The sequence below is a fragment of the Streptomyces coelicoflavus genome, assembly GCF_003112555.1.
In the GTDB taxonomy this organism is placed as follows: Bacteria; Actinomycetota; Actinomycetes; order Streptomycetales; family Streptomycetaceae; genus Streptomyces; species Streptomyces coelicoflavus.
Genome location: NZ_BEWB01000004.1, coordinates 409145 through 434700 on the forward strand (window position 1 = coordinate 409145; position 25556 = coordinate 434700).

Sequence of the window (25556 nt, forward strand, 5' to 3'; positions counted from 1 at the left end):
TAGGACGTCGGCGCGGGACGTCAGCCGCGCCCGTTCGCGGCGCCGATCAGTTCGGAGACCTTGACGAAGCGGTAGCCCCGGCGGCGCAGCTCGGGCACGACCGCCCGCACCACCTTTTCGGTCACCGGGGCGGCGCTGCGCGTGCAGTGCATGACGACGACCGACCCCGGCCGCACCCCGTCGAGGACCTGCCGGGTCACCGCGTCGGCGTCCGTCGCGAACGCGTCCCCGCTCACCACGTCCCACTGCACGGCGGTGACACCCGTTGCCGACAGCTCCTTGAGGGCCGCCTTGTCGTAACAGCCGCCGGGGAAGCGGAAGTACGGCATCGGATTCGGCACTCCGGCCTTCTCGAAGGCGGCGTACGCGCGCTCCAGGTCGGCGCGCATGTCGTCCTTGGAGACCGTCGGCAGGCCGTAGCAGTCGTCGGTGTAGGCGTAGTGGCTGTAGGAGTGGTTGGCGATCTCGAACCCCGGGTCCCGGCCGAGGGAGCGGGCCTGGTCCGGGTACTCCTCGGCCCAGCGGCCGGTCATGAAGACCGTGGCCGGCACCCTCAGCCTCCGCAGCGTCGCGATCAGTTGCGGGTTGTCGAACCGTTCGCCCGATGCCGCTCGCGGCCCCTGGTCGGCGGTCATGTCGGCGTCGAAGGTGAGGGCGACCGTTTTGCCGTTCTTCCTGCCGTCCTTCGCGCCGTCGGTGCGGGGCCCGTGCTCGAAGACGGGGGTGAGGCCGGCGGGGCCCGGGGCGAGGGTGGGCGTCCGGGAGGCGGACGGGGAGGAGGAGGGGGCGGGGGCCGAGGGTGCGGGACGGGGGGTCTGACCGGTGCCGGAGGTGCCGCAGGCGGCGAGGGCGGCGCCGAGGACGCAGAGTGCGGTGGTACGTCGTACGAGACTGATCACCGCACGAACGTAGAAGTGAGATGTTCGGTTCGTATGACTATGTGGGTCGACGTGCCGACCCGGTCACCCACCCGGCTCAGACCCCCGGCGTCAGATGTCCCGCTGCTCCAGCGGCTTCGTCGCCGGGCCCTCGGTCACCTTGCCGTCCGTGTCGAAGCGGGAGCCGTGGCAGGGGCACTCCCAGGCACGCTCGGCCGCGTTGAAGCCGACCAGGCAGCCCAGGTGGGTGCAGCGCGCCGAGACGGCGTGCAGCGTGCCCGCCTCGTCCCGGTAGACCGCCAGCCGGTCACCGCCCGCCCGGACCACCGCGCCCTCGCCCGGCGGCAGCGCCTCCACCGGCGGGGTGGGCCGCAGCCGGTCGCCGACGAAGTGCCGGGCTACCTCGGCCTGCGTCTTGAGCAGCGCCGGCGCCTCGCGCACCGCCGTGCGCAGCCGGCGCGGGTCGTACAGCCCGCTCCACGCGCACTCCTCGCCGGTGATCTGCGCGGTCAGCAGCCGGCCCGCCATGATGCCGCCGCTCAGCCCCCAGCCGCCGAAGCCGGTGGCGACGTACGTGTGGTGTGCGCCCGGGTGCAGCGGGCCCGCCATCGCCACGGTGTCGGTGGGGTCGATGTCCTGCGTGGCCCAGGCGTGGGTGCGCTCGACGCCGGGGAAGTGCTCGTCCGCCCAGGCGGCCAGGGTCGCGAAGCGCTCGCGGGTGTCGCCCGTGCCCGGCGTGAAGTGCTCCCCGGTGACGAGGAGCAGGCGGCGGCCCGCGTCGTCCAGGGGTGCCGTGCGCACCGAGCGGGTGTTCTCCTCCGGGGTGATGTACATGCCGTCCACGTCGCGGTCCGCCTCGACGGTCCCGGCGACGACCAGCTCGCGGCGCGGGGAGAGGCGGGCGAAGAGCAGGGCACGGTCGAAGACCGGGTAGTGGGTGGCGACCACGACGTCCCGGGCGGTGACCGTCGCCCCCGCCTCCGTCCTCACCCGGCAGGGCTCGCCCTCGTCCAGGCCCTGGACGGTGGTGTCCTCGAAGATCCGCCCGCCGTGCGCCTCCAGGTCCGCGGCGAGCGCCCGCAGGTACTTGAGGGGGTGGAACTGCGCCTGCCCGGTCACCTTCACGGCGCCCGCCACCGGGAACGGCAGCCCGGTCTCCGTCACGAAGGACGCCGGCAGCCCCGCCTCCTTCGCGGCGGCCGCCTCGGCCCGCACCTCGTCGACGCGGCCCGGGTCGCGCACGTACGTGTACGCGTCGCGCGCCTCCCACTCGCAGTCGATGCCCAGCTCGGCGACGATCCCGGCGGCGCGCTCGATCGCCTCGGACTGCGAGCGGGCGTACAGCCGGGCGCCCTCGGGGCCGCGGGTGCGGCGCAGCCTGTCGTAGACCAGGGTGTGCTGCACGGTCAGCTTGGCGCTGGTGTACCCGGTGACGCCGGCGGCGACCCGCCCGGCCTCCAGGACCGCCACGCTCCGCCCGGCCCGGGCCAGCTCCCAGGCCGTACTGAGCCCGGCGACACCCGCGCCGATCACGGCGACATCGACGTCGAGATCCTCGGCGAGCGCGGCACGGGGCGCACCGCCCGGTGCCGTCTGAAGCCAGTACGAGCCGTTGACCTGCACGTTCTGAGTCATGCGGCCCGGGTACCCCGGGGTGGCGGCTTCAGTGACCGGACGGCGCGCCCTGCCTGTGCCCCGCCGCTACCCGCGCCAGGGGCCGGTCACCGCGAAGGTGGTGCCGGGCGTGTAGCAGTTGACGTACATCGTGTCGCCGTCGGGGGAGAAGGTGACGCCGGCGAACTCACCCCACTCGGGCTCCTCCTCCGTGCCGATGTTCTGCGCGCCCCGGGCCATGGCGTACACCTCGCCGCGCCGGGTCACACCGAAGACGTGCTGCGCCCCGTTGCCGTCCTCGCAGACCATCAGGCCACCGCTGGGCGCGAGGCAGATGTTGTCGGGGGACTCGCCCGGCAGTTGCACGTCGGTGTCCGGGCCGAAGACGATCACCAGGGTGAGCCGGCGCCGCTCGGGGTCGTAGCGCCAGATCTGCCCGTAGTGGTCGGCGGCCGAGCCCTCGTCGCTGTGGGCGAAGGACGACACGAAGTACACGCTCCGCCCGCCCCAGTAGCAGCCCTCCAGCTTCTGCGCGTGGGTGATGCCGCCCCGGCCGAAGTCCTGGAAGCGGATCGGCGTCCCGTCGGCCAGTGGGTCGGGCACGTCCACCCACTCGATGCGGTCGAAGGTGGCGCCCGTCTCCTGGATCGAGGACAGGTCGGGCACGCCCGGCACGCGCATCGCCTGGAGCCTGCCGCCCGCCCGCAGTGAGCCCCGGCCGCCCAGCGGCTTCTCGGGCAGGAAGCGGTAGAACAGTCCGAAGGGCCGGTCGAAGGCGTCCTCCGTCTCGTAGACGACCCCGCGTCGCGGGTCCACGGCGATCGCCTCGTGCTGGAAGCGGCCCATCGCGGTCAGCGGCACCGCGCCGGTGCGGTGCGGTTCGACCGGGTCGACCTCGAAGATGAAGCCGTGGTCCTTCGTGTAGCCGTTGGTGCCGGCCCGGTCCTCGGTCTCCTCGCAGGTCAGCCACGTGTGCCAGGGCGTGGGTCCGCCCGCGCAGTTGACGGCCGTGCCGGCGATCGCGACCCGCTCGGACAGGACGTGGTTGCGGGAGTCCAGCTCCAGCGCCGTACAGCCGCCCTTGCCCTCCGGGTCGTACGTCAGGCCCTTGACGGTGGGGACGGGGACGCGGCCGTCGGCGCGGTTCTCGTGGTTGCGGACCAGGTGGGTGCGGCCGTGTCTGCCCGGGAAGGCCGACATGCCGTCGTGGTTGGACGGCACCGGGCCCTCCCCGGAGCGCAGTTCGTCGCCCTCCCGGGACAGCACGCGGTAGCGGAAGCCCCTGGGCAGGTCGAGCAGACCGTCGGGGTCGGGGACGAGGGGGCCGTAGCCGGTGTGGCCCAGGGACTGGGCGGCAGCGGTGCCGGTGAAGAGCTCCGAGAGGGCGCCGGTGAAGGCGATGCCTGCGCCCAGGGCTCCGGTACGGGCGAGCACCTGGCGTCGGGTTGCGGACATGACGGTGACCTTCCTGCTGGCGGACAGGATTGTGACCCCGCCGTGTCTATCACCTGCCAGGAGCCCCGGGAACCACGCGTGTCGCTCGTGTCACCGCTCGACCGGGTGGGGACCGGACGGGGAAGCCGCCCGGCACTTCCCTGCGGGGGCGCGCGGGAAGTGCCGGGCGGGGTCGTCGCGCTACACCCCCGCCTTCTCCGGTTCCGTGACCTTCACCGGGTCCGTGCCGGCGGCGCTGTGCCGTTCGGCCCAGTTCTCCAGGGCCGTGCGGCAGGCGTGGTCCAGGTGGTGCAGACCCGACAGGTCCAGCTCGACCGGGCGGTCCTGGGGCAGGGCCTCCAGGCTCTCCAGCAGCTTCGGCAGCCGCAGGAAGGTCGCGTTGCCCGTGAGGTGGACCTGGACGGGTCCCGCGCCCTTGTCGACGGTCTCCATCCTGAGGTGCGAGGTCTCCCAGGCGGTCTTGACCACGGACAGGGCCAGACCGATCAGCACGCCCTCGAACATGTTGACCGCGACGATCGAGACGGCCGTGACCACCAGGATCAGCGCCTCGCCCCGGTGCCCGCGCCACAGCGACACGAGCCCGCGGAACGGGATCAGCTTCCAGCCCGCGTGCACCAGGATCCCCGCCAGCGCGGGCAGCGGTATCAGGGCCAGCGTGGACGGCAGCAGCGCCGCGAACAGCAGCAGCCACACGCCGTGCAGCACCCGGGACGCCTTGGTCCGGGCGCCGGCCCCGACGTTCGCCGAGCTGCGCACGATGACCGCGGTCATCGGCAGGGCGCCGAGCACACCGCAGACCGTGTTGCCCGCGCCCTGCGCCATCAGCTCCTTGTCGTACTCGGTGCGCGGCCCGTCGTGCAGCCGGTCCACCGCCGCGGCGCTGAACAGGCTCTCGGCGGAGGCGATCAGGGTGAAGGCGACGATCGTGCCGAGGAAGCCCACGTTCGCCAGCTCACCGAAGGCGTCGGTGCCGGGCGGCTGGACGACGTCCAGCAGGCCGCTCACCTCGACGGTCGCGACCGACAGGCCGAACGCCGCCGTGACCGCCGTGGCCAGGCCGACCGCGGCCAGAGCGCCCGGCACGGTCTGCGCCCGCTTCGGCAGCCGCTTCCACAGCACCAGCACGGCGACGGTGCCCGCGCCGAGGGCGAGCGAGGTGAGCGCCTCCGTGCTGCCGAGCACGTCGGCGGCGGCCCCGGGCAGGCCGGTGAGCTTGTCGATGCCGGAGGCGGGGGCCTCCAGACCGGCGGCCGAGTAGAGCTGACCGGCGATGAGCACCAGGCCGATGCCGGCCAGCATGCCCTCGACGACCGACAGGGAGATCGCCCGGAACCAGCGCCCCAGCCTCAGGGCGCCCATCACGAGCTGGACGACCCCGGCGGCGAGCACGATCACGCCGAGCGCGGGCAGTCCGTACTGGTCGACAGCGCCGAAGACCAGCACGGTCAGTCCGGCGGCCGGGCCGGAGACCTGGAGGCTGCTGCCCGGCAGGAATCCGGTGACCAGGCCGCCCACGATGCCGGTGACCAGGCCCAGTTCGGCCGGGACACCGGAGGCGACGGCCACACCCACGCACAGCGGGAGCGCGACCAGGAACACGACGAGGGAGGCGGTGAGGTCCTGCCGCCAGTGCGGGAACTTCCGGTTCCGGTCGGACACGAGTGACATGCCGGCGCTCACAGGGTCTCGAACGTGTCGGTGTCCGCGCGGTGTTGCCGCACGAGACCGGTGTGGACCTCGTAGTACCAGCCGTGCATCCGCAGCCGGCCCTCAGCCAGCCGCCTCTCGACGCAGGGGTAGGAGCGCAGGCGCAGCAGCTGCGCCAGTACGTGGTGCTGTACGGCCTCCGCGACCGTCGGGTCGGCGGGATCGCCCGGCCTCGGCTCGTCGGCCGCGTGCGCCAGCCAGTCGCGCACGGCGGGTACGGCGGTCAGGTCGTCGCCGCGGACGAGTGCGCCGACGGCGCCGCAGTGCGAGTGGCCGCAGACCACGATGTCGCCGACGCCGAGGACCTGGACGGCGTACTCGACGGTGGCCGCCTCACCGGAGGGGCGCTCGGAGTCGTGGGGCGGGACGATGTTGCCCGCGGTGCGCAGCTCGAAGAGCCGGCCGGGCCGGGCGCCCGTGATCAGGGCCGGGACGACCCGGGAGTCGGAGCAGGTGATGAACAGGACTTCGGGCGACTGGCCTTGGGCGTGCCCGGCGAACTCCTCAGGGCGCTGTCCGAACGTACGGGCGTTGTCGATGAGGGGTTGCATGATTCGGTTTCCTCCTGGCGCGCGTGGGGGCGCGTCGGACGGGCGGGACAGAGACGGGGGTGTGCCGTCCGTCCGTCAGCAGCGGAAGACCTGGAGTGCCGCGGGGGAGTGGTCCGGCGCGGGTCTGGACCGGTGGTGGGCCGCCGCGCCGGACGCGAGGGGTTCGCCGGTGGCCGGGGTGTGCCGGTGCGAGAGCGGGCGCTCGGGCGGCTCGGGCTGGGGCGCGGCGGCGGTGCGGTGCCGGTCGCGGACGCGCGCGGGTCCGTGGGGGTGGCCCGGCCGGCCGGTGTGGTGGCACGTGACCCGTTCTTCGTGCGACGCCGGGCCGGAGAGGATGATTCCGGGCTGGGTGTTGGCCATGACGTCACGGCCCGTGTGCGCTAATGCGAAGGATGCCGACGGAGCGAAGAACTGGAGGGCCACCAGGAGGACGGCGAGGAGCGGGAGTCGTGTCCGCGTCGTCGCGCGCAGGAACATGTGGCCCCCCTCCAGGAACTTCACGCCTCAACCGTGGGCCGGTGCATGGTCGGCGCACCGTCATGACTCGACCAGCGCGTGGTCAATGAATGGTCAACGCACGGTCAAGAAACACGTTAACCCTGCAATGGGCTTTGCAGGGTTAACGTGATGTTACGGGCGGAAGAGAGCCTGAAAATCGCGGGTGGGTTGGCGCGAACGGACTGTTCTCAGGCCGAGTCGACGAGCCGCGCCGCGTCCCGGGCCAGCGCGGTGAGCCGGGAGATCGCCCGGAAGTACTTCTTGCGGTACCCGCCCTTCAGCATCTCCTCGCTGAAGAGCCGGTCGAAGGGCAGCCCGGAGGCCAGGACGGGCACCTCACGGTCGTAGAGCCGGTCCGCGAGCACCACCAGCCGCAGCGCCGTCGACTGGTCCGGCACCGGGCGCACCCCGGTGAGGCACACGGCCGTGAGACCGTCGGTCAGGGCGCCGTAGCGGCTGGGGTGGACGCGGGCGAGGTGGTCGAGGAGGGCGGGGAAGTCGTCCAAGGAGGCGCCTTCCGTGGCTTGTGCCGCGCGGGTCACCTGGTCGTCGGAGTACGGCGCCGGAGCCTCGGGCAGACCGCGGTGGCGGTAGTCCTCGCCGTCGATGCGCAGGGCGCGGAAGTGGGCGGACAGGCCCTGGATCTCGCGCAGGAAGTCGGCCGCCGCGAAGCGGCCCTCGCCGAGCTTGCCGGGCAGCGTGTTGGAGGTGGCGGCGAGCGCCACACCCGCCTCCACGAGCCGGGCGAGCAGGCTGGAGACGAGGACGGTGTCGCCGGGGTCGTCCAGTTCGAACTCGTCGATGCACAGGAGACGGTGCCCGGACAGGGTCCGCACGGTCTGCTGGAAGCCGAGGGCGCCGACGAGGTTGGTCAGCTCCACGAAGGTGCCGAAGGCCTTGCGGGAGGGCTCGGCGGGGGTGGCGTGCCACAGGGAGGCCAGCAGGTGCGTCTTGCCGACGCCGTAGCCGCCGTCGAGATACACACCGCGGGGGCCGGCCGGGGCCTTCGGCGTCTTGCCGCGGCCGAACCCGAAGAACCCGCGCCTGCCGCCGGACGCCGCGCCGGGGGCCTCGCCGAGTCCGCCCGCGAAGCCCTCCAGGACCCGCACGGCCTCGGTCTGGCTGGGCTGGTTCGGGTCCGGGATGTACGTGCCGAAGCGGACCGAGTCGAAGCGGGGCGGGGGCACCATCTCGGCGACCAGGCGGTCCGCGGGGACGTGGGGCTCGCGGGCGCACAGGGACAGCGGGGCGGACTCGGACGCCGCCCCGGCTATGAGGGGGCGGCCGGAGGGGGTGGAACCGGGGGCGGGGGAGGAGGAGGACACGGGGGTCCATGGTAGGCCCTGCTCGGGGGCGGGTGTCGCTGTGACGGGGCGCTGCGCGGAGGTGTGGGGGTGGGGGTGCGGTGGCCGGGGGTGGTGTGTGGGCGTCCGGCGTCGCTGCGGAGCGGGGGTGGGGCGCGTGACCCGGCGTTGCGGGGTGCCGCCGCGCCCACCCGTGCCGCCCCTGGCGGCACGATTGCCCGCGGCTGGGCGGCTGGGCGGCTGCGGGCAGCTCCGCGGTTGCGCGGCTGGGCGGCTGCGCAGCGGTGCAGCTAGGACGGCGGTGCAGCTAGGACGGCTGCACGGCTGGGGAGGCTGGGCGGCGGCGGGACGGCGGGACGGCGGGGTGGTGGGACGGCGGGGTGGTGGGACGGCGCGCAGCTGGGGCGGCTCGGTTGGCTGGGCGGCGGGGCGGCGGGGCGGCGCGGCTGGGGCGGCTCGGTCGGCTGGGCGGCTGCGCGGCGGTGCAGCTAGGACGGCTGCGCAGCTAGGACGGCTGCGCGGCTGGGGCGGCTGTGCGGCCGGGTGCGTGGAACACTGCACGGCATGCGACGCCTGTTCCCTGCGCCCCCCGTGCCCCCTGTGACCGACCGGACAGCCGGCCCGGGCCTCGACGGTACCGACCGGGAGTGGAGCCTCGCCGAGCTGGCCGCGGCCTACGCCTACCCCGAGCCGGACGGGCGGCGGGGGGCGTGGCTGCGGGCCAACATGGTCTCCACCCTCGACGGCGCCGCCCAGCACGACGGCCGCTCCCAGCCCATCTCCAGCGCGGCCGACATGCGGATCTTCGGCACCCTGCGCGCGCTGGCGGACGTGGTGGTCGCCGGCGCCGAGACCGTACGCCAGGAGGGGTACCGTCCGGCACGCGCTCGGGCGGACTTCGCCGAGGCGCGGCGCGCGGCCGGCCAGGCACCCGTGCCGGCGATCGCGGTGGTCAGCGCGAGCCTGGAGCTGGACTTCTCCCTGCCGCTGTTCACCTCCCCCCTCGTACCCACCCTGATCCTGACCGGCGCCGCCGCGGCCCCCGACCGGATCGCGGCCGCCGAGAAGGCCGGGGCCCGGGTGGTGATCGCCGGGGACGGCGTCGGCGTCGACCCGGCCCGTGCCGTCACGGCGCTCGCCGGGCTGGGGCACACCCGGCTGCTGACCGAGGGCGGACCGCGGCTGCTGGGGCAGTTCGTCACGGCCGGTGTGCTCGACGAGCTGTGCCTGACCGTCTCCCCGATGATGACGGCGGGGGACGCGCAGCGGATCGCGGGCGGACCGGCGGTCGAGGTCCCGCGGCGGTTCGCACTGGCGTCCCTGCTGGAGGAGGAAGGTTTCCTCTTCAGCCGGTACCGGCGTGACTAGGACGATCCCGGGCATGCGTGGGCGGCGACGACCGGACAGCCGTTCGGTCGTTACCGCACATCCGGGAATCGGCGGAATCTTCCGTTCCGTTTAGTCCGCGCCGGGCACACTGAATCCGGCAGTACCCGTGCGATGGCGGGGCAGGATGGTTTCCGCAGGGTCCGGTACGGCCTACGGAGGGTGGGCCCACGGGCCCTCGAAGGAGAAGGGGCGCCTGGTGTTCACAAGCGTTTTGATGATCGAGAAGGCCCTGACGTCCGCCGACGTGGAGTTCGTCACGACCTTGCACGGGGACGAGCAGGTCGCCTTCCACGTGCTGCTCCAGCCGCGCGGCGATCAGGCCGACCGGCTGCTGCGGGCCATCGACGACGTCGCGCTCGGCGAGCTCGACGACGCCGTACGGGAGGGGGAGACCCCGGAGGGGCGCGAGGCGCAGAGTGTGGGGGAGCGTGCCCTGGAGGTGTCCCTCGCCGCCCTGCGCGCGTCCGGCGCCCGGGCCGAGGGCCGGCTGATCGAGAACCACCCGCTGGAGGAGCTCAAGGCCCTGGTCATGGAGATCGCGGCGGACGAAGTGATCGTCCTGACCGATCCCCACTACGTGGAGGAGTTCTTCCATCGGGACTGGGCCTCCCGGGCCCGGCACAAGGTCGGCGTACCGGTCCTGAAACTCTTCTCCCACAGCAAGGCATAGGCTGGTGCCGCGCCCCCGCCGAGGGGGCGCGCCCGTCAACGGATCACGCACGGATCACCCTGGGAGAACAGCGCATGGCACCCGGCCTTCCTACCGCCATGGACCGACCGCACTTCATCGGCATCGGCGGCGCCGGAATGTCGGGCATCGCCAAGATCCTCGCCCAGCGCGGCGCCGCCGTGGCGGGCAGCGACGCCAAGGAGTCCGCGACCGCCGAGGCGCTGCGCGCGCTGGGCGCCACCGTGCACATCGGGCACGCGGCGGACCACCTCGCCGACGACGCGAGCTGCGTGGTCGTGTCCTCGGCCATCCGCGAGGACAATCCGGAGCTGGCCCGCGCCGCCGAGCTGGGCATCCCGGTCGTGCACCGCTCCGACGCCCTGGCCGCCCTGATGAACGGCCTGCGCCCGATCGCCGTGGCCGGCACCCACGGCAAGACCACCACCACCTCGATGCTGGCGGTCTCCCTGTCCGCGCTGGGCCTGGAGCCCTCGTACGCGATCGGCGGCGACCTGGACGCCCCCGGCTCCAACGCCCTGCACGGCGACGGCGAGATCTTCGTCGCCGAGGCGGACGAAAGCGACCGGAGCTTCCACAAGTACGCGCCCCAGGTCGCCATCGTCCTCAACGTCGAGCTGGACCACCACGCCAACTACGCCTCGATGGACGAGATCTACGAGTCCTTCGAGACCTTCGCCGACCGGATCGTCCCCGGCGGCACCCTGGTGATCGCCGCCGACCACGACGGCGCCCGGGAGCTGACCCGGCGGCTGGCCGGCCGGGTACGGACGGTGACGTACGGGGAGTCGGAGGACGCCGACGTGCGCATCCTGTCCGTCGTCCCGCAGGGCCTGAAGAGCGAGGTCACCGTCGTCATCGACGGGGCCGAGCTGACCTTCGCCGTCTCCGTCCCCGGCCGCCACTACGCCCACAACGCGGTCGCCGCCCTCGCCGCGGGCGCGGCCCTCGGCGTCCCCGCCGCCGAGCTGGCCCCCGCGCTGGCCGCCTACACCGGCGTCAAGCGGCGCCTCCAGCTCAAGGGCGAGGCGGCCGGCGTCCAGGTCGTCGACTCCTACGCCCACCACCCCACCGAGATGACCGCCGACCTGGAGGCCATGCGCGCCGCGGTCGGCGACGCCCGCATCCTGGTCCTCTTCCAGCCGCACCTCTTCTCCCGCACCCAGGAGCTGGGCAAGGAGATGGGCCAGGCGCTGAACCTCGCCGACGCCTCGGTCGTCCTCGACATCTACCCGGCCCGCGAGGACCCGATCCCGGGCATCACCAGCGAGCTGATCATCGAGGCGGCCCGCGCCGCGGGCGCGGACGTCACGCCGGTCCACGACAAGGACGCGGCGCCCGCCCTGGTCGCGGGAATGGCGAAGGCCGGTGATCTCGTTCTCACCATGGGCGCGGGCGACGTCACCGACCTCGGACCGCGCATCCTCGACGAGCTGTCGAGCAAGCCGAAGCAAGAAGTAAGGGGCTGAGGACTCATGTCGTACGACGTCGAGAAGCCGGACGAGCAGTGGCGGGCGGAGCTGGCCCCGGCCGAGTACGCCGTGCTGCGCCAGGCCGGCACGGAGCCGGCCTTCACCGGTGAGTACACCGACACCAAGACCGAGGGCGTCTACTCCTGCCGCGCCTGCGGTGCGGAGCTGTTCACCTCCACGACCAAGTTCGAGTCGCACTGCGGCTGGCCGTCCTTCTACGACCCGAGCGACACCGACGCGGTCGAGCTGATCGAGGACCGCTCCCACGGCATGGTCCGCACCGAGGTGCGCTGCGCCAGGTGCGGTTCGCACCTCGGGCACGTCTTCAAGGGCGAGGGCTACCCGACCCCGACCGACCAGCGGTACTGCATCAACAGCATCTCGCTGCGGCTCGCGCCCACGGAGGGCTAGGGCCTGTCGTCCGGGTCACCGCCGGCCGGCCGGGAGCGTCACCGTGAACACCGTCGCTCCCGGCCCGTCGGCCAGCTCGATCGTGCCGCCGTGCGCCCGCACCAGTGAGGCGGCGACGGACAGGCCCAGGCCGCTGCCGCCCCGGTCGCGGCTGCGGGCCTTGTCCACGCGGTAGAAGCGGTCGAAGATCCGGTCGCGGTCGGCCGCCGGGACACCGGGGCCCGTGTCGGCGACCGACACCCGGGCCGTCCCCGGCGCGCCGGAGACCGTGACCGAGACCTTGGTGCCGGGCGGGGTGTGCACGGCCGCGTTGGTGAGCAGGTTGTCCAGCACCTGCCGGATCCGCTGCGGGTCCAGGCGCAGCAGCGGCGCCTGCGGCCCGGACGCCACCGTCACCGTGAGCGGACGGTCGGGCCGGGCGGCGCGGAAGGCCTCGGCCGCCTGCCGCACCAGCTCCGCCAGGTCCGCCTCCTCCCACCGCAGCGGCGCCTCCACCTCGTCCGCGTCCAGCCGGGCGAGCAGCAGCAGGTCGTCCAGGAGCGTCCCCATCCGGGCCGCCTCGGCGCGCAGCCGGGCCAGGTGCCGCTCCCGCTCCCCGGGGGCGTTGGCCGGCGCGTACTGGAAGAGGTCGGCGTAACCCCGTACGGACATCAGCGGGGTGCGCAGCTCGTGGGAGGCGTCCGCGACGAACCGGCGCAGCCGCTGCTCGGCCCGCGCACGCACCGCCAGTGACGCGTCGATGTGCTCCAGCATCGTGTTGAACGCGGTCCGCAGCTCCGCCACCTCCTGGCCGCCGTCCCGCCCGTCGGCCCGCAGCGAGAGCCGGGCGGCCGACTCGGTCAGGTCGTGCGAGGCGATGCCGTGGGCGGTGCTCGCCATGTCGCTCAGCGGCTTCAGACCGCGCCGCAGCATCCGCCGGCCGAACACCACCAGGGCCGCCAGCGCCAGCCCGAAGACGACTACCTGCACCGTGATCAGCTGCTCCACGGTGTCCTCGACGTCGCCCAGGGGCGCCGCGCTCACCAGCACCACCCCCGGTTCGACCTCGCAGGCCCGCAGCAGATAGGGGCCGTGCCCGCCGATGCGCACGGTACGGGTGAGGTCCTCGTCCGAGCGGGCCATGGTCCGCGCCAGGGCGGCCAGCGCCCCGCTGTCGGCCGGCACCTCGGCGGGCGTGCGCAGGTCCGCCGAGCCGCCGGACACGTCGTACACGGCCGTGTACCAGCCGTAGTACGGCTTGCGCTCGACCGTGCCGTGCGCCGCCGCGTCCTTGGACTGCACCACCTGCACCAGCTTCATCTGGTCGGCGAGCTGGCGTTCCAGGTACTCCCGCATGTAGGTCGTCAGCACCGTGCCGACCACGGCGAACACCACCAGCGACAGCACCCCGAGCCCCAGCGCCAGCCGGGTGCCGAGCCGCGAGCCGCGGTAGGCGCGCCACCACCGGCGTATCACCCGGCCGCCTGCCGGATCACATAGCCGAAGCCCCGCACCGTCTGGATCAGCGGCTCACCCGAGCCGGCGGTGCCGTGGGCACCGTCCAGCTTGCGGCGCAGCCGGCTGACGACCAGCTCCACGACGTTGGACCGGCCGCCGAAGCCGTACTCCCACACGTGGTCGAGGATCTGTGCCTTGGTCAGCACCGCCGGCGACTTGCGCATCAGGTAGCGCAGCACCTCGTACTCGGTCGGCGTCAGCGCCAGCCGCCGTTCGCCGCGGCGCACCTCACGGGAGTCCTCGTCCATCACCAGGTCCGCCACCTTCAGCACCGAGCGCCGGAAACCCGGCCCGGTGCTGCGCCGCAGCACGGTGCGCAGCCGGGCCATCAACTCCTCCACCGCGAACGGCTTGACCAGGTAGTCGTCGCCGCCGCGGGTCAGCCCCGCCACCCGGTCGGCCACCCCGTCGCGTGCGGTGAGGAAGACCACCGGCACCATCGTCCCGGCGCCGCGCAGCCGGTCCAGGACCCCGAAGCCGTCGACGTCGGGCAGCATCAGGTCGAGCACCACGATGTCCGGCCGGAACCCGGCGGCCAGGCGCAGCGCCTGTTCGCCCGAGTTGGCCGTGACCGCCTCCCAGCCCTCGTAGCGGGCGACGGTGGCCACGAGGTCGGCGATGGGCGGGTCGTCGTCCACCACGAGCAGGCGTACTTTCTCCACCCGCTCATACTGCGCCACCGGCCGCCCGCGTCCCAGGGCGTGGGGACCGTCCTCGCCCGATCGACAGCAGACCGACAGGTGACCGACAGCTGACCGGAAGGCGGCCGCCGGGCCGGGAAGCGCCCGCGGATTCCGGTGTGAACCCCCGGGCAGCGGGAAGGAGTCGCCCCGGAGCAACGGGGGCCCCGCGGATCAGCCGTCTACACTCGACCGGCGACGGCCCCGCAGACCGCGGCCGGAGCGGGCAGCTTCTGCCAGTCCCGAAGGGTTTTCGGCGTTTTGATACGGATGGACTCAGTCACCAAGCGGTACCCGGACGGCACCGTGGCGGTCGACCGGCTGACGCTGGAGATACCCGACCGCTCGATCACGGTCCTCGTCGGACCCTCGGGCTGCGGCAAGACCACCACCCTGCGGATGATCAACAGGATGGTCGAACCGAGCGAGGGAACGATCCTGCTCGACGGCGAGGACCTCCAGCGGCAACCGGTCACCACGCTGCGCCGGTCGATGGGGTACGTCATCCAGAACGCGGGGCTCTTCCAGCACCGCACGATCCTCGACAACATCGCCACCGTGCCCCGCATGCTCGGCCGGGGCAAGCAGAAGTCCCGCGAGCGGGCGGCTGAGCTGATGGAACGCGTGGGGCTCGACGCCTCCCTCGGCAAGCGCTACCCGTACCAGCTCTCCGGCGGCCAGCAGCAGCGGGTGGGCGTGGCCCGGGCGCTCGCCGCCGATCCGCCGGTGCTGCTCATGGACGAGCCGTTCTCCGCCGTCGACCCCGTGGTCCGCAAGGGACTCCAGGACGAACTCCTGCGCATCCAGGACGAACTGGGCAAGACCATCGTCTTCGTCACCCACGACATCGACGAGGCCATCAAACTGGGCACCATGGTCGCGGTGATGCGCACCGGCGGCCGGCTCGCCCAGTTCGCACCGCCCGCCGAGCTGCTGTCCGACCCCGCGGACGACTTCGTCGAGGATTTCCTCGGCGCCGACCGCGGCATCCGGCGGCTCTCCTTCTTCCCCTCCGCCGCCCTGGAGCTGACCACGGGACCGGTCGTGCGCGCCGACGCCGGCGCCGAGCAGCTCGCCGCCGCCGACGGAGCCGCGCACCTGCTGGTGACCGACGCGGACGACCGGCCGCTGGGCTGGGCCGCACCGGACGACCTGAGCGCCGGGGACCTCGCGGCCGGCCGGCTGCTGCCCTACGGGCGGCCGTTCGTGCCCGGCACCGACTCGCTGCGGGCCGCCCTGGACTGCGCGGTGCTCTCCCCGACCGGCTGGGCCGTCGCCGTGGACACCGACGGGCGGGTCACCGGCGTCGTCTCCCAGCAGGCCATCGGCGAGGCGATCCGCACCGCCCACGGAGCCGGGAACCCCGGCGACGCGCGGGCCGAGGAGCCCGCCGACATCACGAAGGTCGCCCCGTGAACGGCTTCTTCGACATCCCGAGCGACCTCGACAACACCTACTTCGGACTGATCGGCCTGCACCTGCGCGAGGCACTGCTGCCGGTCCTGGCCGGCCTGCTCGCCGCGCTGCCCCTCGCCCAGCTCTGTGTGCGCTTCCGCTGGCTGTACCCGCCCGTGCTCGGCGTGACGACCGTCTTCTACGCCATCCCGTCGCTGGCCGTCTTCGTCGTCCTCATCGACTACACCGGCCAGACCGAACTGACGGTGATGATCCCGCTGGCCGTGTACAGCCTGGTGGTGCTCGTCCCGGCGATCGTCGACGGAGTGCGGTCGGTGCCCGAGGAGACCCTGGCCGCGTCCACGGCCATGGGCTTCGGGCCGCTGCGCCGGTACCTCCAGGTGCAGTTGCCGATCGCGGTGCCCGCGATCCTGGCCGGACTGCGGGTCGCCGTCGCCTCCAGCATCTCGCTGGTCAGCGTCGGCGCCCTCATCGGCAACCAGGGCGCCCTCGGCAACCTGCTCGCGGACGCCCAGAAGTACGGCCGGCCGGAACTGGCGGTCAACTCCGTCCTCACCACCGCCGTACTGGCCATCCTGTGCGACGCGGTCCTCGTCCTGGTCCGCAACCTGCTGACCCCGTGGATGCCGCGGGGCAGGCGGCAACGCCCCAAGGAGGCCGCCGCGCGGCCCGAGCCCCGGGAGGCGGCCGCCAAGTGAACGTCCTGAACTTCGTCAACGCCTTCTTCAGCGACAGCGCCCACTGGCACGGCTACGACGGCATCCCCACGCGCCTGGTGGAGCACGTCCAGTACACGCTGATGGCCCTCGGCCTCGCCGCCGCGATCGGGCTGCCCGTCGGGCTGCTCACCGGCCACACCGGACGCGGCGGCAACGCCGTCGCCTTCGTCGCCACCGCCGCCCGCGCCCTGCCCAGCTTCGGTCTGCTGGTGCTGATCGCCGTCGTCGTCGGCATCGGTCTGCTGCCCGTGATGGTCCCCCTGGTCGTGCTCGCGATCCCGCCGATCCTGGTGACCACCTACGAGGCGGTCCGCTCCGTGGATCCCGCCCCGGTGGACGCGGCGCGCGGCATGGGCATGCACGAGACCGGCATCCTCTTCCGGGTCGAACTGCCCGTCGCCCTCCCGCTGGTCCTCAGCGGACTGCGCTCGGCCGCCATCCAGGTCGTGTCGACGGCGACCATCGCCGCGTACGTCAGTCTCGGCGGGCTCGGCCGGTACATCATCGACGGGCTCTACCAGCGCGACTACGAGAAGGTGGTCGGCGGCGCCACGCTGACCGCCCTGCTCGCACTCGTCACCCTCGCCGTGTTCTGGGCGGCCGGGCGGCTGGCCGTGTCGCCGGGAGTGCGCCGGCGCTGACCACGCACCCGGTGGCCGGGAAACCGTAACCAGGCCGTTCTTGACTGATCGGCAAGTGGCTCGTTTGGATCGACGGATGACTTTCACCGCCAAGAGCAGCAGGTCCAGGACGAGGCACACCGGCGCGGCCGCCGTCGCGCTCACCGCCGCGGCGGCGCTGCTCGCGGGCTGTTCCTCCGACTCCGACGACACGTCCGACAATCCGCTGGCGGGAGAGAAGGCGGAGGCCGGCACCGTCGTCGTCGGCTCGAACAACTTCGCCGAGAGCACCCTGCTCGCCGACATCTACGGAGAGGCCCTCAAGGCCAAGGGACTCAAGGTCACCTACAAGCACAACATCGGCAGCCGCGAGACCACGTACGGCCTGATGAAGAACGGGTCCGTCACGGTGCTGCCGGAGTACAACGGCTCGCTCCTCGCCTACCTCGATCCGAAGGCCGAGCAGGAGTCCGCCGACGCGGTCAACGAGGCGGCGAAGGCGAAGCTCGACAAGAAGCTGACGCTGCTGGAGTCCTCACCGGCCGAGAACAAGGACTCGGTGAGCGTCAACGCCGAGACGGCGAAGAAGCACGGACTCACCGCCGAGTCGACCCTCGCCGACCTCAAGGACGTCGCACCGGACCTGGTGATCGGCGGCTCCCCCGAGTTCCAGACCCGGCAGCAGGGCCTCAAGGGGCTGGAGTCGGTGTACGGGCTGAAGTTCAAGTCGTTCAAGGCGCTCGACGCGGGCGGTCCGCTGACCCAGTCGGCGCTGACCAAGAACACCGTGCAGGCGGCGGACGTCTTCACCACCGACCCGACCATCATCAAGGAGAAGTTCGTCGTCCTGAAGGACCCGGAGAACCTCTTCGGCTACGCGAACGTCACCCCGCTGGTCAACAAGGAGGGGCTGTCCGAGGAGGGCGTGGCCACGCTCAACGCGGTCTCCGCCAAGCTGGACACCAAGACGCTCCTCGACCTCGACGCCCAGGTCCAGCTGGACAAGAAGGACCCGCTGGACGTGGCCAAGGAATGGCTCAAGTCCGCGGGCCTCGGCTGACCGCAGCCGCTGCCGGAGCCGTCGCCGGGGCCGCCGTCACGACGCCGCGGTCCCGGCCGCGGCGTCGATCAGCTGGTCGATCAGGGCGATGAGGACGTCCCGGCTGGAGGTCCGCTCCCGCGCGTCGCACAGCAGCACCTGCACGTGCTCCGGCAGCGCGAGGGCCTCGCGGATCTCCGCGGCCGGGTACGGGTGCCGGCCGTGGAAGCCGTTGACGGCGACGACGAACGGGATGCCCCGCCGCTCGAAGAAGTCGATCGCGGCGAAACTCGACTCCGGCCTGCGCACGTCCACCAGGACCACCGCACCGAGCGCCCCGATCGCCAGGTCGTTCCACATGAACCAGAACCGCTGCTGACCGGGCGTACCGAAGAGGTACAGCACCAGGTCCCGGCCGATGGATATCCGGCCGAAGTCCAGCGCCACGGTGGTGGCCCGCTTCTCCTCGATGCCGGCGAGGTCGTCGACGCCCAGGCCCGCCGCGGTCAGCGGTTCCTCGGTGCGCAGCGGGGCGATCTCGCTGACCGATCCGACCATCGTGGTCTTGCCGACGCCGAAACCGCCCGCGACGAGGATCTTCACCGCGTCCGGCGCGGCGGAGCGTGCGGGTGCCGTGGACGCCGTCTCGGCGACGCGCTCAGAGCCGGCCAAGGCCGTCCCTCACTTTCTGCAGCAGGTCCAGGTCGGGAGTGGCACGGGAGACGAGGTGCGGCGGCCGGGCGGTGATCCGGCCGGCCTCCAGCAGGTCCGAGAGCAGGATGACGACCACGCTCACCGGCAGGTCGAGACGGGCCGCGACCTCCGCCACCGCGAGGGGCTCGGCGCACAGCCGCAGGATCCGCAGGTGCTCGGGCTGCGGCCGCGCCGCCCGGACGGGCTGCGGTTCGACGGCGGTCACCGTCGTGATGAGGGTGAAGTCGGCGCGGCTGGGCCGGGTCCGGCCGCCGGTCAGGGTGAACGGCCGCACGAGCCGGCCCCCCGCGTCGCCTCCGGTCACGTCACTCGCCGGGTCCCGCGGTGGCCCGCGGTGCCGCGCTCAGGTGCTCGCCGATCTTCTTCACCAGCATGTTCATCTGGTAGGCCACCACGCCGACGTCGGCGTTCGGCCCGGTGAGCACGACCAGGTGCGCGCCGGGGCCCGCGGAGGTGAGTATCAGGTAGCCGTTGGCCATCTCGATGAGCGCCTGGCGCACCGGACCGCCCCGGAAGTCCATGCTGACGCCCTTGCTGAGGCTCATCAGGCCGGACGCGGTCGCCGCCAGCCGCTCGGCGTCGTCGCGCAGGAACCCGGTGGACTTGCTGACGACGAGTCCGTCCTCGGAGAGCACCACGGCCTGGTTCACGTCGGCGACCCGCTCCACGAGTCCGGTGAGCAACTGGTCCAGCTCGGTGTGCGTGGCGGGGGAGGGTCGGGTCATCGCGAGTCCTTCGTCGGCGGTCGGCGGTCGGCGGGGGGAGTCGAGGGGGCGGCGGAGGCGGCGGAGGGCGCGGGCCCGTCGGCATCGGTGCGGATGCCGGGGTCCGTGGCGTCCGTGTCGGCCGTGTCGTCGTCGGTGTGGGCCCGCAGCGTGCCGCGCTGGAAACCCGCGAGGGACGAGGCGGCGCGCTCGGCCGTGAAGTCGGCGTAGTCGTCGCCGGACGGACCGTGCGCGCCGTCCCGCCGGCCGTCGTGGTCCTCGTCGCGCAGCTCGGCGGCGAGGCTGGTCTGCGGCACCCGGCGGGGCAACGGCGTCAGGCCGCCGCGCTCCTCGGCGGTGCCGCCCGGCGAAGCGTCGCGGGAGCCGCCCGGGGCGCCGGCCAGGACCGCGGACCGGCTCGGCGGCGCCGGCCGGGACGACCGTACCGGCCGCGCACCGCCGGCCGGGACGACCGCCGGCACCGGGCCCGCGTCCGGCACCGGCTCCGCGCCCCGCACCGGCTCCGCGCCCCGCACCGGCTCCGTGCCCGGTTCCGACGAGGACGGGGCCGACGCCGGAGACGGGTCGGCCGGGGCGGGTGCGGGGACGTGCGGGAACCCGGCGGTCCGCGGCGTGCCGCCGCCGTTCGCCGGAGTGCCGGTGCCGTCCGTCCCGCGCACCACGATGTCGTGCGGGATCAGCACGATCGCCGTGGTCCCGCCGTACGGGGAGGGGCGCAGCGTGACGGTGATGCCGTGCCGGTGCGCCAGGCGGGCGACGACGAACATGCCGAGCCGCAGGTCGTCGGCGAGCGCCACCACGTCGAACTGGGGAGCCACCGCCAACTGGGCGTTGAACGAGGCGTAGTCCTCCTCCGACAGGCCGAGCCCGCGGTCCTCGATCTCGACGGCCAGGCCCTTGGCCACCAGCGCCGCGCGCACCCCGACCGGGTTGGGCGCCGGCGAGTAGGAGGTGGCGTTGTCGATCAGCTCGGCCAGCAGGTGGATCACGTCGGCCACCGCGGGCGGGGCGAGGGCCACCTCCTCGTCGGCGTGCAGCTCCACCCGCTGGTACTCGGCGACCTCGCCCACGGCGCTGCGCAGGATGTCCACCAGCGACACCGGCTCGCGCCACGTACGCCGGGGCTGCTCACCGCTGATGATGACGAGGTTCTCCTCGTAGCGCCGCAACTGACTGGCCGTGGAGTCCAGTTCGTACAGGCCCCTGAGGATGTCGGGGTCCGTGTGCTCGCGCTCCAGGGCGTCCAGCTTGCCGAGCTGCATGTTGACGAGGTTCTGGCTCTGCCGCGCGATGCCCAGGATCACCTTCTGGAAGCCGCGCCTGGTGTCGGCGAGTTCGACGGCGGTGTGCACGGCGGTGCGCTGCGCGGTGTTGAACGCCTGCGCCACCTGGCCGAGTTCGTCCTGCCCGTAGTCCAGCGGCGGCGTCGCCGACTCCACGTCGACCTTCTCGCCGCGCTCCAGCCTCGCCACCACGTCGGGCAGCCGTTCCTCGGCCAGGCTCAGGGTGGCCAGCCGCAGACCGCGCAGCCGCCGGGACAGCGAGCGCGTGATGCGCCAGGACATGACGATGCAGAGCAGCAGCGCGATCAGCCCGCCCGCGCTGAGGATGCCGGCCTTGATCAGCAGGCCCCTCGCTTCCTCGGCGCTGCGGTCGAGGAGGCCGTCCGTCTGCTGCCGGACGAGCTGGGTGTACTGGGCGGAGATCGCGTCGAAGGCCGTGTTCCAGCGCTGCCGCGCGTCCGGCAGGTCGATCCGCCCGTGCTCGTCCCCGTCCGCCGCACGGGCCTCGAGCACCTGGTCCTCGACGTCCTGGAGGGACTTCCACTCGGAGCTCGCGAGGATGCGTTCGGTCTGTGTCTTCGCGGAGCCGGTCAACGACGGCAGGATCTGGTCCCGCACCAGCCAGCGGCGGGTGTGCACCAGTTGAGTGAAGGCGGTCCACTGCTCCTGGTCCATCCGGTCGGACGGCCAGGCGAGGGTGAGCCGGGCGTCCTCCTGGGAGGCCAGCTCGGCGGCGTGCTCCAGGGCGACCAGCGGGCCCGCCCGGGAGGTGAGGTCTCCGTCGTCGACCTGGGACAGCTCCTGGAAGGCGTGGATCTGCTCGTCGACGATCGAGGTGTACTGGTCGAGTGCCTGGTCGGGGGTGATGTCGGTGGGGTCGTCCACCTGGTTGCGGTAGTACTCCAGGCTGCCCACCGAGCCGAGTACCGAGTACATCCGGTCCGAGATCCGGTCGGGAGCGCTCTCGATCGCGTCCGACTGGCCCACGAGCTGGGCGACCGCCTCGTCCGTCTTCTTGCGCTGCGCGTCCAGCGCCGCCCGGTCGCCGCCCGGTGAGGCGAGCCAGGCGGCCGACAGACTGCGCTCCTTCTGCAGGGCGAGGGCCGCCTCGGTGCCCATGGCCCCGGTGTCGCGGCTCAACTCGGTCTGCGCACGCAGCCGCAGCCCCTCCGAGAACATCTGGGTCGTCGTGACGCCCCACACGGCCGCGAGGGTGACGCCGGGCACCAGGGCGAGGAGGATCAGGGAGAGACGTATGGAGCCGAGGCGGCGCCGGGCACCTTTCCGTACAGACATCGTCGTCCTAGGCGATCAGTGGGGGAGGGGAGCGGAGGCGGGCGCGTGCCGTCGGCCGTGGGACCTGGGGGGTGTCGTTTGGATCTTGCCGGGGTCGCGGGGCCTGGCACGCACATCTGCGGCGTTGTCGTCGGTTGCCAACTCCCCCGCGCTCGACTGCGCTCGCGCGGGGGGACCCCCGTCGCGTTGCCGCCCTCCTCCGCCTTGCGGCTGCACGCACCAGCCCCCGCTCGGGTAGGCAGCAAGGCACCGCTGCCTGGAGCCGACCTGATCCGAACGACACCCCCTGGTCGCCCCGGTCACCGGGTGCCGCCCGCGGCGAACTCCGCGACCGAGTCGGCGTTGGTGCGGGTCACGAACGCCGGGCCGGTCAGCACGGGGGCCACCCCGCCGCCGCTGACGTTGCCGTTGGTGCGGTACAGCCAGAGCGCGTCGACGGCGAGGTAGCCCTGGAGGTACGGCTGCTGGTCCACCGCGAACTGGACGTCCCCGCGTTTGACCGCGGCGACCAGGTCGTTGTCGAGGTCGAAGGTGGCGACGTGCGCCTTGCTGCCCGCCTCGTCGACCGACTCGACCGCGGTGAGGGCGAACGCCGCGCCGTTCATGACGACTTCGTCGATGCTCGTGTCCTGGCGCAGCCGCGCCGTGACGGCCGCGCCGACCGCCTTCATGTCGGTGCCCTCGACGTAGAGCATCTCGGTCTCGCCCTCGAAGGTCTTCTTCACCCCGGCGCAGCGGGCCTCCAGGGCCACGTTGCCGCGCTCGTGGATGACGCACAGGGCGTGCTTGGCCCTGAGGTCGTTCAGCTTGTCGCCGACGGCCCGGCCCGCGACGCTCTCGTCCTGCCCGAAGTACTCCAGGAGCCCCGTGGAACGCCAGGCGTCGATGCCGGAGTTGAGGCCGACCACCGGGATCCCGGCCGCCTTGGCCTCGGCGACCACCGCCTTCATCGCCTGCGGTTTGGCCAGGGTCACGGCGATGCCGTCGGCCTTGTCGCGGACGGCGTCCCGCACCAGGTCGGCCTGGTCGGCGGTGTCGGCGTCCCCGGCGTAGGTCAGCTCGACGCCGTCCTTGGCGGCCGCCGCCTCGGCGCCCTTGCGCACCCGGTCCCAGAAGGCGTCCCCCTCACCGCCGTGGGTGACCATGACGATCTTCATCCGGTCGCCGCCCGGACCGCCCGCGGCGTCGGCCGCCGGGCCGTCCTCGTCCCCGCCCAGGGCGGAGCAGCCGGCCGCCAGCAGACAGACGGCGGCGGCGAGGGCCGCGGTGCGCAGGGGGGCGGGGGAGCGGGTGGGCGGGGGAGCTGTACTCATGGGGGCGGGGGCACCTCGCTGTGCGGCCGAGCAGGAGGAACGGGACGAGGTGGCCCGGAGCCGCGGGTCAGTGCGCCAACCGGGTGAACTCGCCTGGCCGGAGCAAACCGTGTGTGACGGCTGGTAGTCAAGTGACCAGCGAACCGTTGCCAGTTGTCGGTGCCGCATCGTGATGATCGGGACGGCGAAAGCGGGCGGAAGCGGAATCCCGGACGGTACGGAGGCCGATCTGATGGGCAGTTAGTCAGTGAGTTATCGTGTACAGGGGGTAAAGACAGGCGGCACGGTCTGTCGAGTTCCAGCCCAGGAGAGTTCAGCCGATGGCGAGGCAGCTACGCGCCGAGCAGACCCGCGCGACGATCATCGGTGCCGCGGCCGACCTGTTCGACCGTCACGGCTACGAGTCGACCAGCCTCAGTGAGATCGTCACCCACGCGGGGGTCACCAAGGGCGCCCTGTACTTCCACTTCGCGGCGAAGGAAGACCTCGCCCACGCCATCATGGAGATACAGTCCCGCACCTCCCGCCGGCTGGCGAGGGACCTGGACGGGCGGGGCTACTCCTCGCTGGAGGCCCTGATGCGCCTCACGTTCGGCATGGCCAGGCTCTGCGAGGAGGGCCCCGTGCTGCGGGCCGGGCTGCGGCTCGCCACCGCGGGGGTGCCGGTCCGGCCGCCGCTGCCGCACCCCTTCACCGAGTGGCGGGAGATCGCCATGTCCCGGCTGCTCGACGCCGTGCGGCAGTCCGACGTGCACCCGGACATCGACGTCGACTCCGTCGCCCACACCCTCGTCTGCTCCGTCGTCGGCACCCGCGTGGTGAGCGGCACCCTCGAACCGGCCGGGCGCCAGCCCCGCCGCCTCGCCCAGATGTGGTACATCCTGATCCGGGGCATGGTCCCGGTGACCCGGCGCGCCCGCTACCTCACCCTCGCGTCCCGTCTGGAACGGGAGACCGGCGCGCCCTGACCGCCCGCGGCCCAACCGTCCGGGAACGCGGAGGCGCGCGGTCCGGCCGGTACGGTGACGTGCATGCCCGACACCCCGTCCGTGCCCGCCCCCGTCATCCTCGGCGACGAACCCGGATCCTTCCCGCACGGCGTGCTCGCCGAGCGGCACCCCGCCATCGTGCGGCAGGTGCGGGACGCCTTCCCCCTCGACCCCGAACGGCGCCACACACTCGACGCGCTGCTCGCGAGCTGCGCCGACGGCGTGGTCGAGCCGCTGCCCGCCGACGCCGACCCCACCGGCCGCGACCGGGACCGCTGGGCCGCCTGGGGCATGGACGCGTACGCCGGCCGCTCCTGGTACGACGTGCCCTGGCTGTGGGCCGAGAGCCACTTCTACCGCCGCCTCCTCGACGCCGTCGGCTACTTCGGCCCCGGCCCGTGGCAGGGCGTCGACCCGTTCCGGCCCGCCAAGCTCGCCGAACTCGACGCGCCGGAGACGGACGAGGAACTCGCCGCGCTCGACGGCCTGGACGGGCTGCCCGCCGACGAGCGGAACCGGGCCCTGCTGCACGGCTCGCTCTGGGGCAACCGCGCCGACCTCGGCTTCCGCCTCTCCGACCGCGGCGCCGCCACCGGGACCGACACGGAACCACTCGTCGCCGACGACAGCGACACCCTGTGGTCCCTGCTCCCGGCCCCCGGTACGGGCGCCCCGCGGCAGGACCCGGTCTCCCTGTGCCTCGTCGCCGACAACGCCGGCCGCGAACTCGTCCCCGACCTGCTCCTCGTCTCGCACCTCCTCGCCGAGGGCCGCGTGGACCGGGCCGTCCTGCACGTCAAGCCGTATCCGTACTACGTCTCCGACGCCACGCCCACCGACGTGCTCGACGCCCTGCGACGGCTCGTCGGAGCGGGCGGTACGGCGGCCGCGTACGGCGAGCGGCTCTGGACCGCGCTCACCGACGGCAGCGTCACCGTCCGCGCCCACCCCTTCTCCTGCGCCCCGCTGCCGTACGCGGACATGCCCGCCGACCTGCGGGAGGACTTCGCCTCGGCCACCGTGACCGTCCTCAAGGGCGACCTGAACTACCGGCGCCTGGTGGGTGACCGGTGGTGGCCGCCGACCACCTCCTTCGCGGACGTCACCGCGTACTTCCCCGGCCCGGTCGCCGCGCTGCGCACGCTCAAGTCCGACGTGATCACCGGGCTCGACGCGAAGACCGTGGCCGCGCTGGACGAGAGCGGTGAACGGCGCTGGCGGACGAGCGGAACGCACGCGCTGATCCAGGTCAGGCGCTGAGGCAGCACTGCGGGAGTACTGCGGGGCTGCCGAGG

The 25556-nt window shown here is 73.1% G+C and carries 24 protein-coding genes; 10 read left to right on the forward strand and 14 right to left on the reverse strand.

Annotation, left to right across the window (positions count from 1 at the left end; genetic code table 11):
* Positions 1-20: 20 nt before the first annotated feature.
* The 7 genes from Sco07f_RS10155 to zapE form a co-directional block, all read right to left on the reverse strand.
* Positions 21-899 (reverse strand): polysaccharide deacetylase family protein, encoded by an 879-nt coding sequence (locus tag Sco07f_RS10155; RefSeq protein ID WP_108987612.1) that lies wholly within the window; start codon positions 897-899, stop codon positions 21-23.
* A gap of 90 nt (positions 900-989) precedes the next feature.
* The gene (locus tag Sco07f_RS10160) at positions 990-2513 is read right to left on the reverse strand and encodes an FAD-dependent oxidoreductase (protein ID WP_108987613.1); all 1524 of its coding nucleotides are present in this window, start codon (positions 2511-2513) and stop codon (positions 990-992) included.
* A gap of 66 nt (positions 2514-2579) precedes the next feature.
* Positions 2580-3947: a PhoX family protein gene (locus tag Sco07f_RS10165; protein WP_108987614.1), complete on the reverse strand. Its 1368-nt coding sequence runs from the start codon at positions 3945-3947 to the stop codon at positions 2580-2582.
* Between the two features lie 180 nt (positions 3948-4127).
* Positions 4128-5618, reverse strand: a complete 1491-nt coding sequence (locus Sco07f_RS10170) for a SulP family inorganic anion transporter (RefSeq protein WP_108987798.1) — start codon at positions 5616-5618, stop codon at positions 4128-4130.
* An 8-nt stretch (positions 5619-5626) separates the two neighbouring features.
* Positions 5627-6208, reverse strand: a complete 582-nt coding sequence (locus Sco07f_RS10175) for a carbonic anhydrase (protein ID WP_108987615.1) — start codon at positions 6206-6208, stop codon at positions 5627-5629.
* Positions 6209-6283: 75 nt separating this feature from the next.
* Entirely contained in the window at positions 6284-6568 is a 285-nt protein-coding gene (locus Sco07f_RS10180) for a hypothetical protein (RefSeq protein WP_244942024.1), read from the reverse strand.
* A 326-nt stretch (positions 6569-6894) separates the two neighbouring features.
* Positions 6895-8031: a cell division protein ZapE gene (gene zapE, locus Sco07f_RS10185; protein WP_244942025.1), complete on the reverse strand. Its 1137-nt coding sequence runs from the start codon at positions 8029-8031 to the stop codon at positions 6895-6897.
* A 543-nt stretch (positions 8032-8574) separates the two neighbouring features.
* On the opposite strand from zapE, the gene Sco07f_RS10195 reads away from it, so the two are divergent.
* From Sco07f_RS10195 to msrB, 4 genes are all read left to right on the forward strand, one after another.
* A complete protein-coding gene (locus tag Sco07f_RS10195) occupies positions 8575-9378 on the forward strand; it encodes a pyrimidine reductase family protein (protein ID WP_108987617.1) in 804 nt (267 codons plus the stop codon).
* Positions 9379-9595: 217 nt separating this feature from the next.
* On the forward strand, positions 9596-10069 hold the full coding sequence (locus Sco07f_RS10200) for a hypothetical protein (RefSeq protein ID WP_007445345.1): 474 nt from the start codon (positions 9596-9598) through the stop codon (positions 10067-10069).
* Positions 10070-10143: 74 nt separating this feature from the next.
* Positions 10144-11556, forward strand: coding sequence for a UDP-N-acetylmuramate--L-alanine ligase (murC, locus tag Sco07f_RS10205; RefSeq protein WP_108987618.1), 1413 nt, complete (start codon positions 10144-10146; stop codon positions 11554-11556).
* A 6-nt stretch (positions 11557-11562) separates the two neighbouring features.
* Positions 11563-11970 (forward strand): peptide-methionine (R)-S-oxide reductase MsrB, encoded by a 408-nt coding sequence (msrB, locus tag Sco07f_RS10210; protein ID WP_054102334.1) that lies wholly within the window; start codon positions 11563-11565, stop codon positions 11968-11970.
* Positions 11971-11985: 15 nt separating this feature from the next.
* Here msrB and Sco07f_RS10215 read toward each other — a convergent pair whose 3' ends face one another.
* Together Sco07f_RS10215 and Sco07f_RS10220 are read right to left on the reverse strand one after the other, a co-directional pair.
* Entirely contained in the window at positions 11986-13425 is a 1440-nt protein-coding gene (locus Sco07f_RS10215; RefSeq protein WP_108987619.1) for a sensor histidine kinase, read from the reverse strand.
* Positions 13422-14129, reverse strand: a complete 708-nt coding sequence (locus Sco07f_RS10220) for a response regulator transcription factor (RefSeq protein ID WP_244942026.1) — start codon at positions 14127-14129, stop codon at positions 13422-13424. Before Sco07f_RS10220 ends, Sco07f_RS10215 begins: the two co-directional genes overlap by 4 nt.
* Positions 14130-14408: 279 nt before the next feature.
* Between Sco07f_RS10220 and Sco07f_RS10225 the strand changes: the two genes are divergently transcribed.
* The 4 genes from Sco07f_RS10225 (at position 14409) to Sco07f_RS10240 (ending at position 17962) form a co-directional block, all read left to right on the forward strand.
* Positions 14409-15563 (forward strand): ABC transporter ATP-binding protein, encoded by a 1155-nt coding sequence (locus tag Sco07f_RS10225; RefSeq protein ID WP_174855332.1) that lies wholly within the window; start codon positions 14409-14411, stop codon positions 15561-15563.
* Positions 15560-16261 (forward strand): ABC transporter permease, encoded by a 702-nt coding sequence (locus tag Sco07f_RS10230; RefSeq protein ID WP_007445351.1) that lies wholly within the window; start codon positions 15560-15562, stop codon positions 16259-16261. The genes Sco07f_RS10225 and Sco07f_RS10230 overlap by 4 nt, the downstream gene beginning before the upstream one ends.
* Positions 16258-16923, forward strand: coding sequence for an ABC transporter permease (locus tag Sco07f_RS10235; RefSeq protein ID WP_007445352.1), 666 nt, complete (start codon positions 16258-16260; stop codon positions 16921-16923). The genes Sco07f_RS10230 and Sco07f_RS10235 overlap by 4 nt, the downstream gene beginning before the upstream one ends.
* 76 nt (positions 16924-16999) lie before the next feature.
* On the forward strand, positions 17000-17962 hold the full coding sequence (locus tag Sco07f_RS10240; RefSeq protein WP_087789170.1) for an ABC transporter substrate-binding protein: 963 nt from the start codon (positions 17000-17002) through the stop codon (positions 17960-17962).
* A gap of 36 nt (positions 17963-17998) precedes the next feature.
* On the opposite strand, the gene Sco07f_RS10245 is transcribed toward Sco07f_RS10240, so the two are convergent.
* The 5 genes from Sco07f_RS10245 to Sco07f_RS10270 all read right to left on the reverse strand — a co-directional run bounded on the left by Sco07f_RS10245 (position 17999) and on the right by Sco07f_RS10270 (position 23272).
* A complete protein-coding gene (locus tag Sco07f_RS10245) occupies positions 17999-18613 on the reverse strand; it encodes a GTP-binding protein (RefSeq protein ID WP_007445341.1) in 615 nt (204 codons plus the stop codon).
* On the reverse strand, positions 18600-18959 hold the full coding sequence (locus Sco07f_RS10250; RefSeq protein WP_007445342.1) for a DUF742 domain-containing protein: 360 nt from the start codon (positions 18957-18959) through the stop codon (positions 18600-18602). The genes Sco07f_RS10245 and Sco07f_RS10250 overlap by 14 nt, the downstream gene beginning before the upstream one ends.
* 1 nt (position 18960) lies before the next feature.
* Positions 18961-19380 (reverse strand): roadblock/LC7 domain-containing protein, encoded by a 420-nt coding sequence (locus Sco07f_RS10255; protein ID WP_007445343.1) that lies wholly within the window; start codon positions 19378-19380, stop codon positions 18961-18963.
* Positions 19377-21959, reverse strand: coding sequence for a sensor histidine kinase (locus Sco07f_RS10260; protein WP_108987622.1), 2583 nt, complete (start codon positions 21957-21959; stop codon positions 19377-19379). The genes Sco07f_RS10255 and Sco07f_RS10260 overlap by 4 nt, the downstream gene beginning before the upstream one ends.
* A 299-nt stretch (positions 21960-22258) precedes the next feature.
* Positions 22259-23272 carry a substrate-binding domain-containing protein gene (locus Sco07f_RS10270; protein ID WP_108987623.1) on the reverse strand — a complete coding sequence of 338 codons (1014 nt, stop codon included), beginning with the start codon at positions 23270-23272 and terminating at the stop codon, positions 22259-22261.
* A 320-nt stretch (positions 23273-23592) separates the two neighbouring features.
* On the opposite strand from Sco07f_RS10270, the gene Sco07f_RS10275 reads away from it, so the two are divergent.
* Together Sco07f_RS10275 and Sco07f_RS10280 are read left to right on the forward strand one after the other, a co-directional pair.
* Positions 23593-24240, forward strand: a complete 648-nt coding sequence (locus tag Sco07f_RS10275; protein ID WP_007445376.1) for a ScbR family autoregulator-binding transcription factor — start codon at positions 23593-23595, stop codon at positions 24238-24240.
* Between the two features lie 63 nt (positions 24241-24303).
* Entirely contained in the window at positions 24304-25521 is a 1218-nt protein-coding gene (locus tag Sco07f_RS10280) for a damage-control phosphatase ARMT1 family protein (RefSeq protein WP_108987624.1), read from the forward strand.
* Positions 25522-25556 lie beyond the last annotated feature (35 nt).

Excerpts from the sequence above, each read along its gene's own strand:
- Sco07f_RS10160 (WP_108987613.1), bottom strand. The coding sequence starts at position 2,513 with ATGACTCAGAACGTGCAGGTCAACGGCTCGTACTGGCTTCAGACGGCA.
- Sco07f_RS10165 (WP_108987614.1), bottom strand. The coding sequence starts at position 3,947 with ATGTCCGCAACCCGACGCCAGGTGCTCGCCCGTACCGGAGCCCTGGGC.
- Sco07f_RS10170 (WP_108987798.1), bottom strand. The coding sequence starts at position 5,618 with ATGTCACTCGTGTCCGACCGGAACCGGAAGTTCCCGCACTGGCGGCAG.
- Sco07f_RS10175 (WP_108987615.1), bottom strand. The coding sequence starts at position 6,208 with ATGCAACCCCTCATCGACAACGCCCGTACGTTCGGACAGCGCCCTGAG.
- Sco07f_RS10180 (WP_244942024.1), bottom strand. The coding sequence starts at position 6,568 with ATGGCCAACACCCAGCCCGGAATCATCCTCTCCGGCCCGGCGTCGCAC.
- Sco07f_RS10195 (WP_108987617.1), top strand. The coding sequence starts at position 8,575 with ATGCGACGCCTGTTCCCTGCGCCCCCCGTGCCCCCTGTGACCGACCGG.
- murC (WP_108987618.1), top strand. The coding sequence starts at position 10,144 with ATGGCACCCGGCCTTCCTACCGCCATGGACCGACCGCACTTCATCGGC.
- msrB (WP_054102334.1), top strand. The coding sequence starts at position 11,563 with ATGTCGTACGACGTCGAGAAGCCGGACGAGCAGTGGCGGGCGGAGCTG.
- Sco07f_RS10240 (WP_087789170.1), top strand. The coding sequence starts at position 17,000 with ATGACTTTCACCGCCAAGAGCAGCAGGTCCAGGACGAGGCACACCGGC.
- Sco07f_RS10255 (WP_007445343.1), bottom strand. The coding sequence starts at position 19,380 with ATGACCCGACCCTCCCCCGCCACGCACACCGAGCTGGACCAGTTGCTC.
- Sco07f_RS10260 (WP_108987622.1), bottom strand. The coding sequence starts at position 21,959 with ATGTCTGTACGGAAAGGTGCCCGGCGCCGCCTCGGCTCCATACGTCTC.
- Sco07f_RS10270 (WP_108987623.1), bottom strand. The coding sequence starts at position 23,272 with ATGAGTACAGCTCCCCCGCCCACCCGCTCCCCCGCCCCCCTGCGCACC.
- Sco07f_RS10275 (WP_007445376.1), top strand. The coding sequence starts at position 23,593 with ATGGCGAGGCAGCTACGCGCCGAGCAGACCCGCGCGACGATCATCGGT.
- Sco07f_RS10280 (WP_108987624.1), top strand. The coding sequence starts at position 24,304 with ATGCCCGACACCCCGTCCGTGCCCGCCCCCGTCATCCTCGGCGACGAA.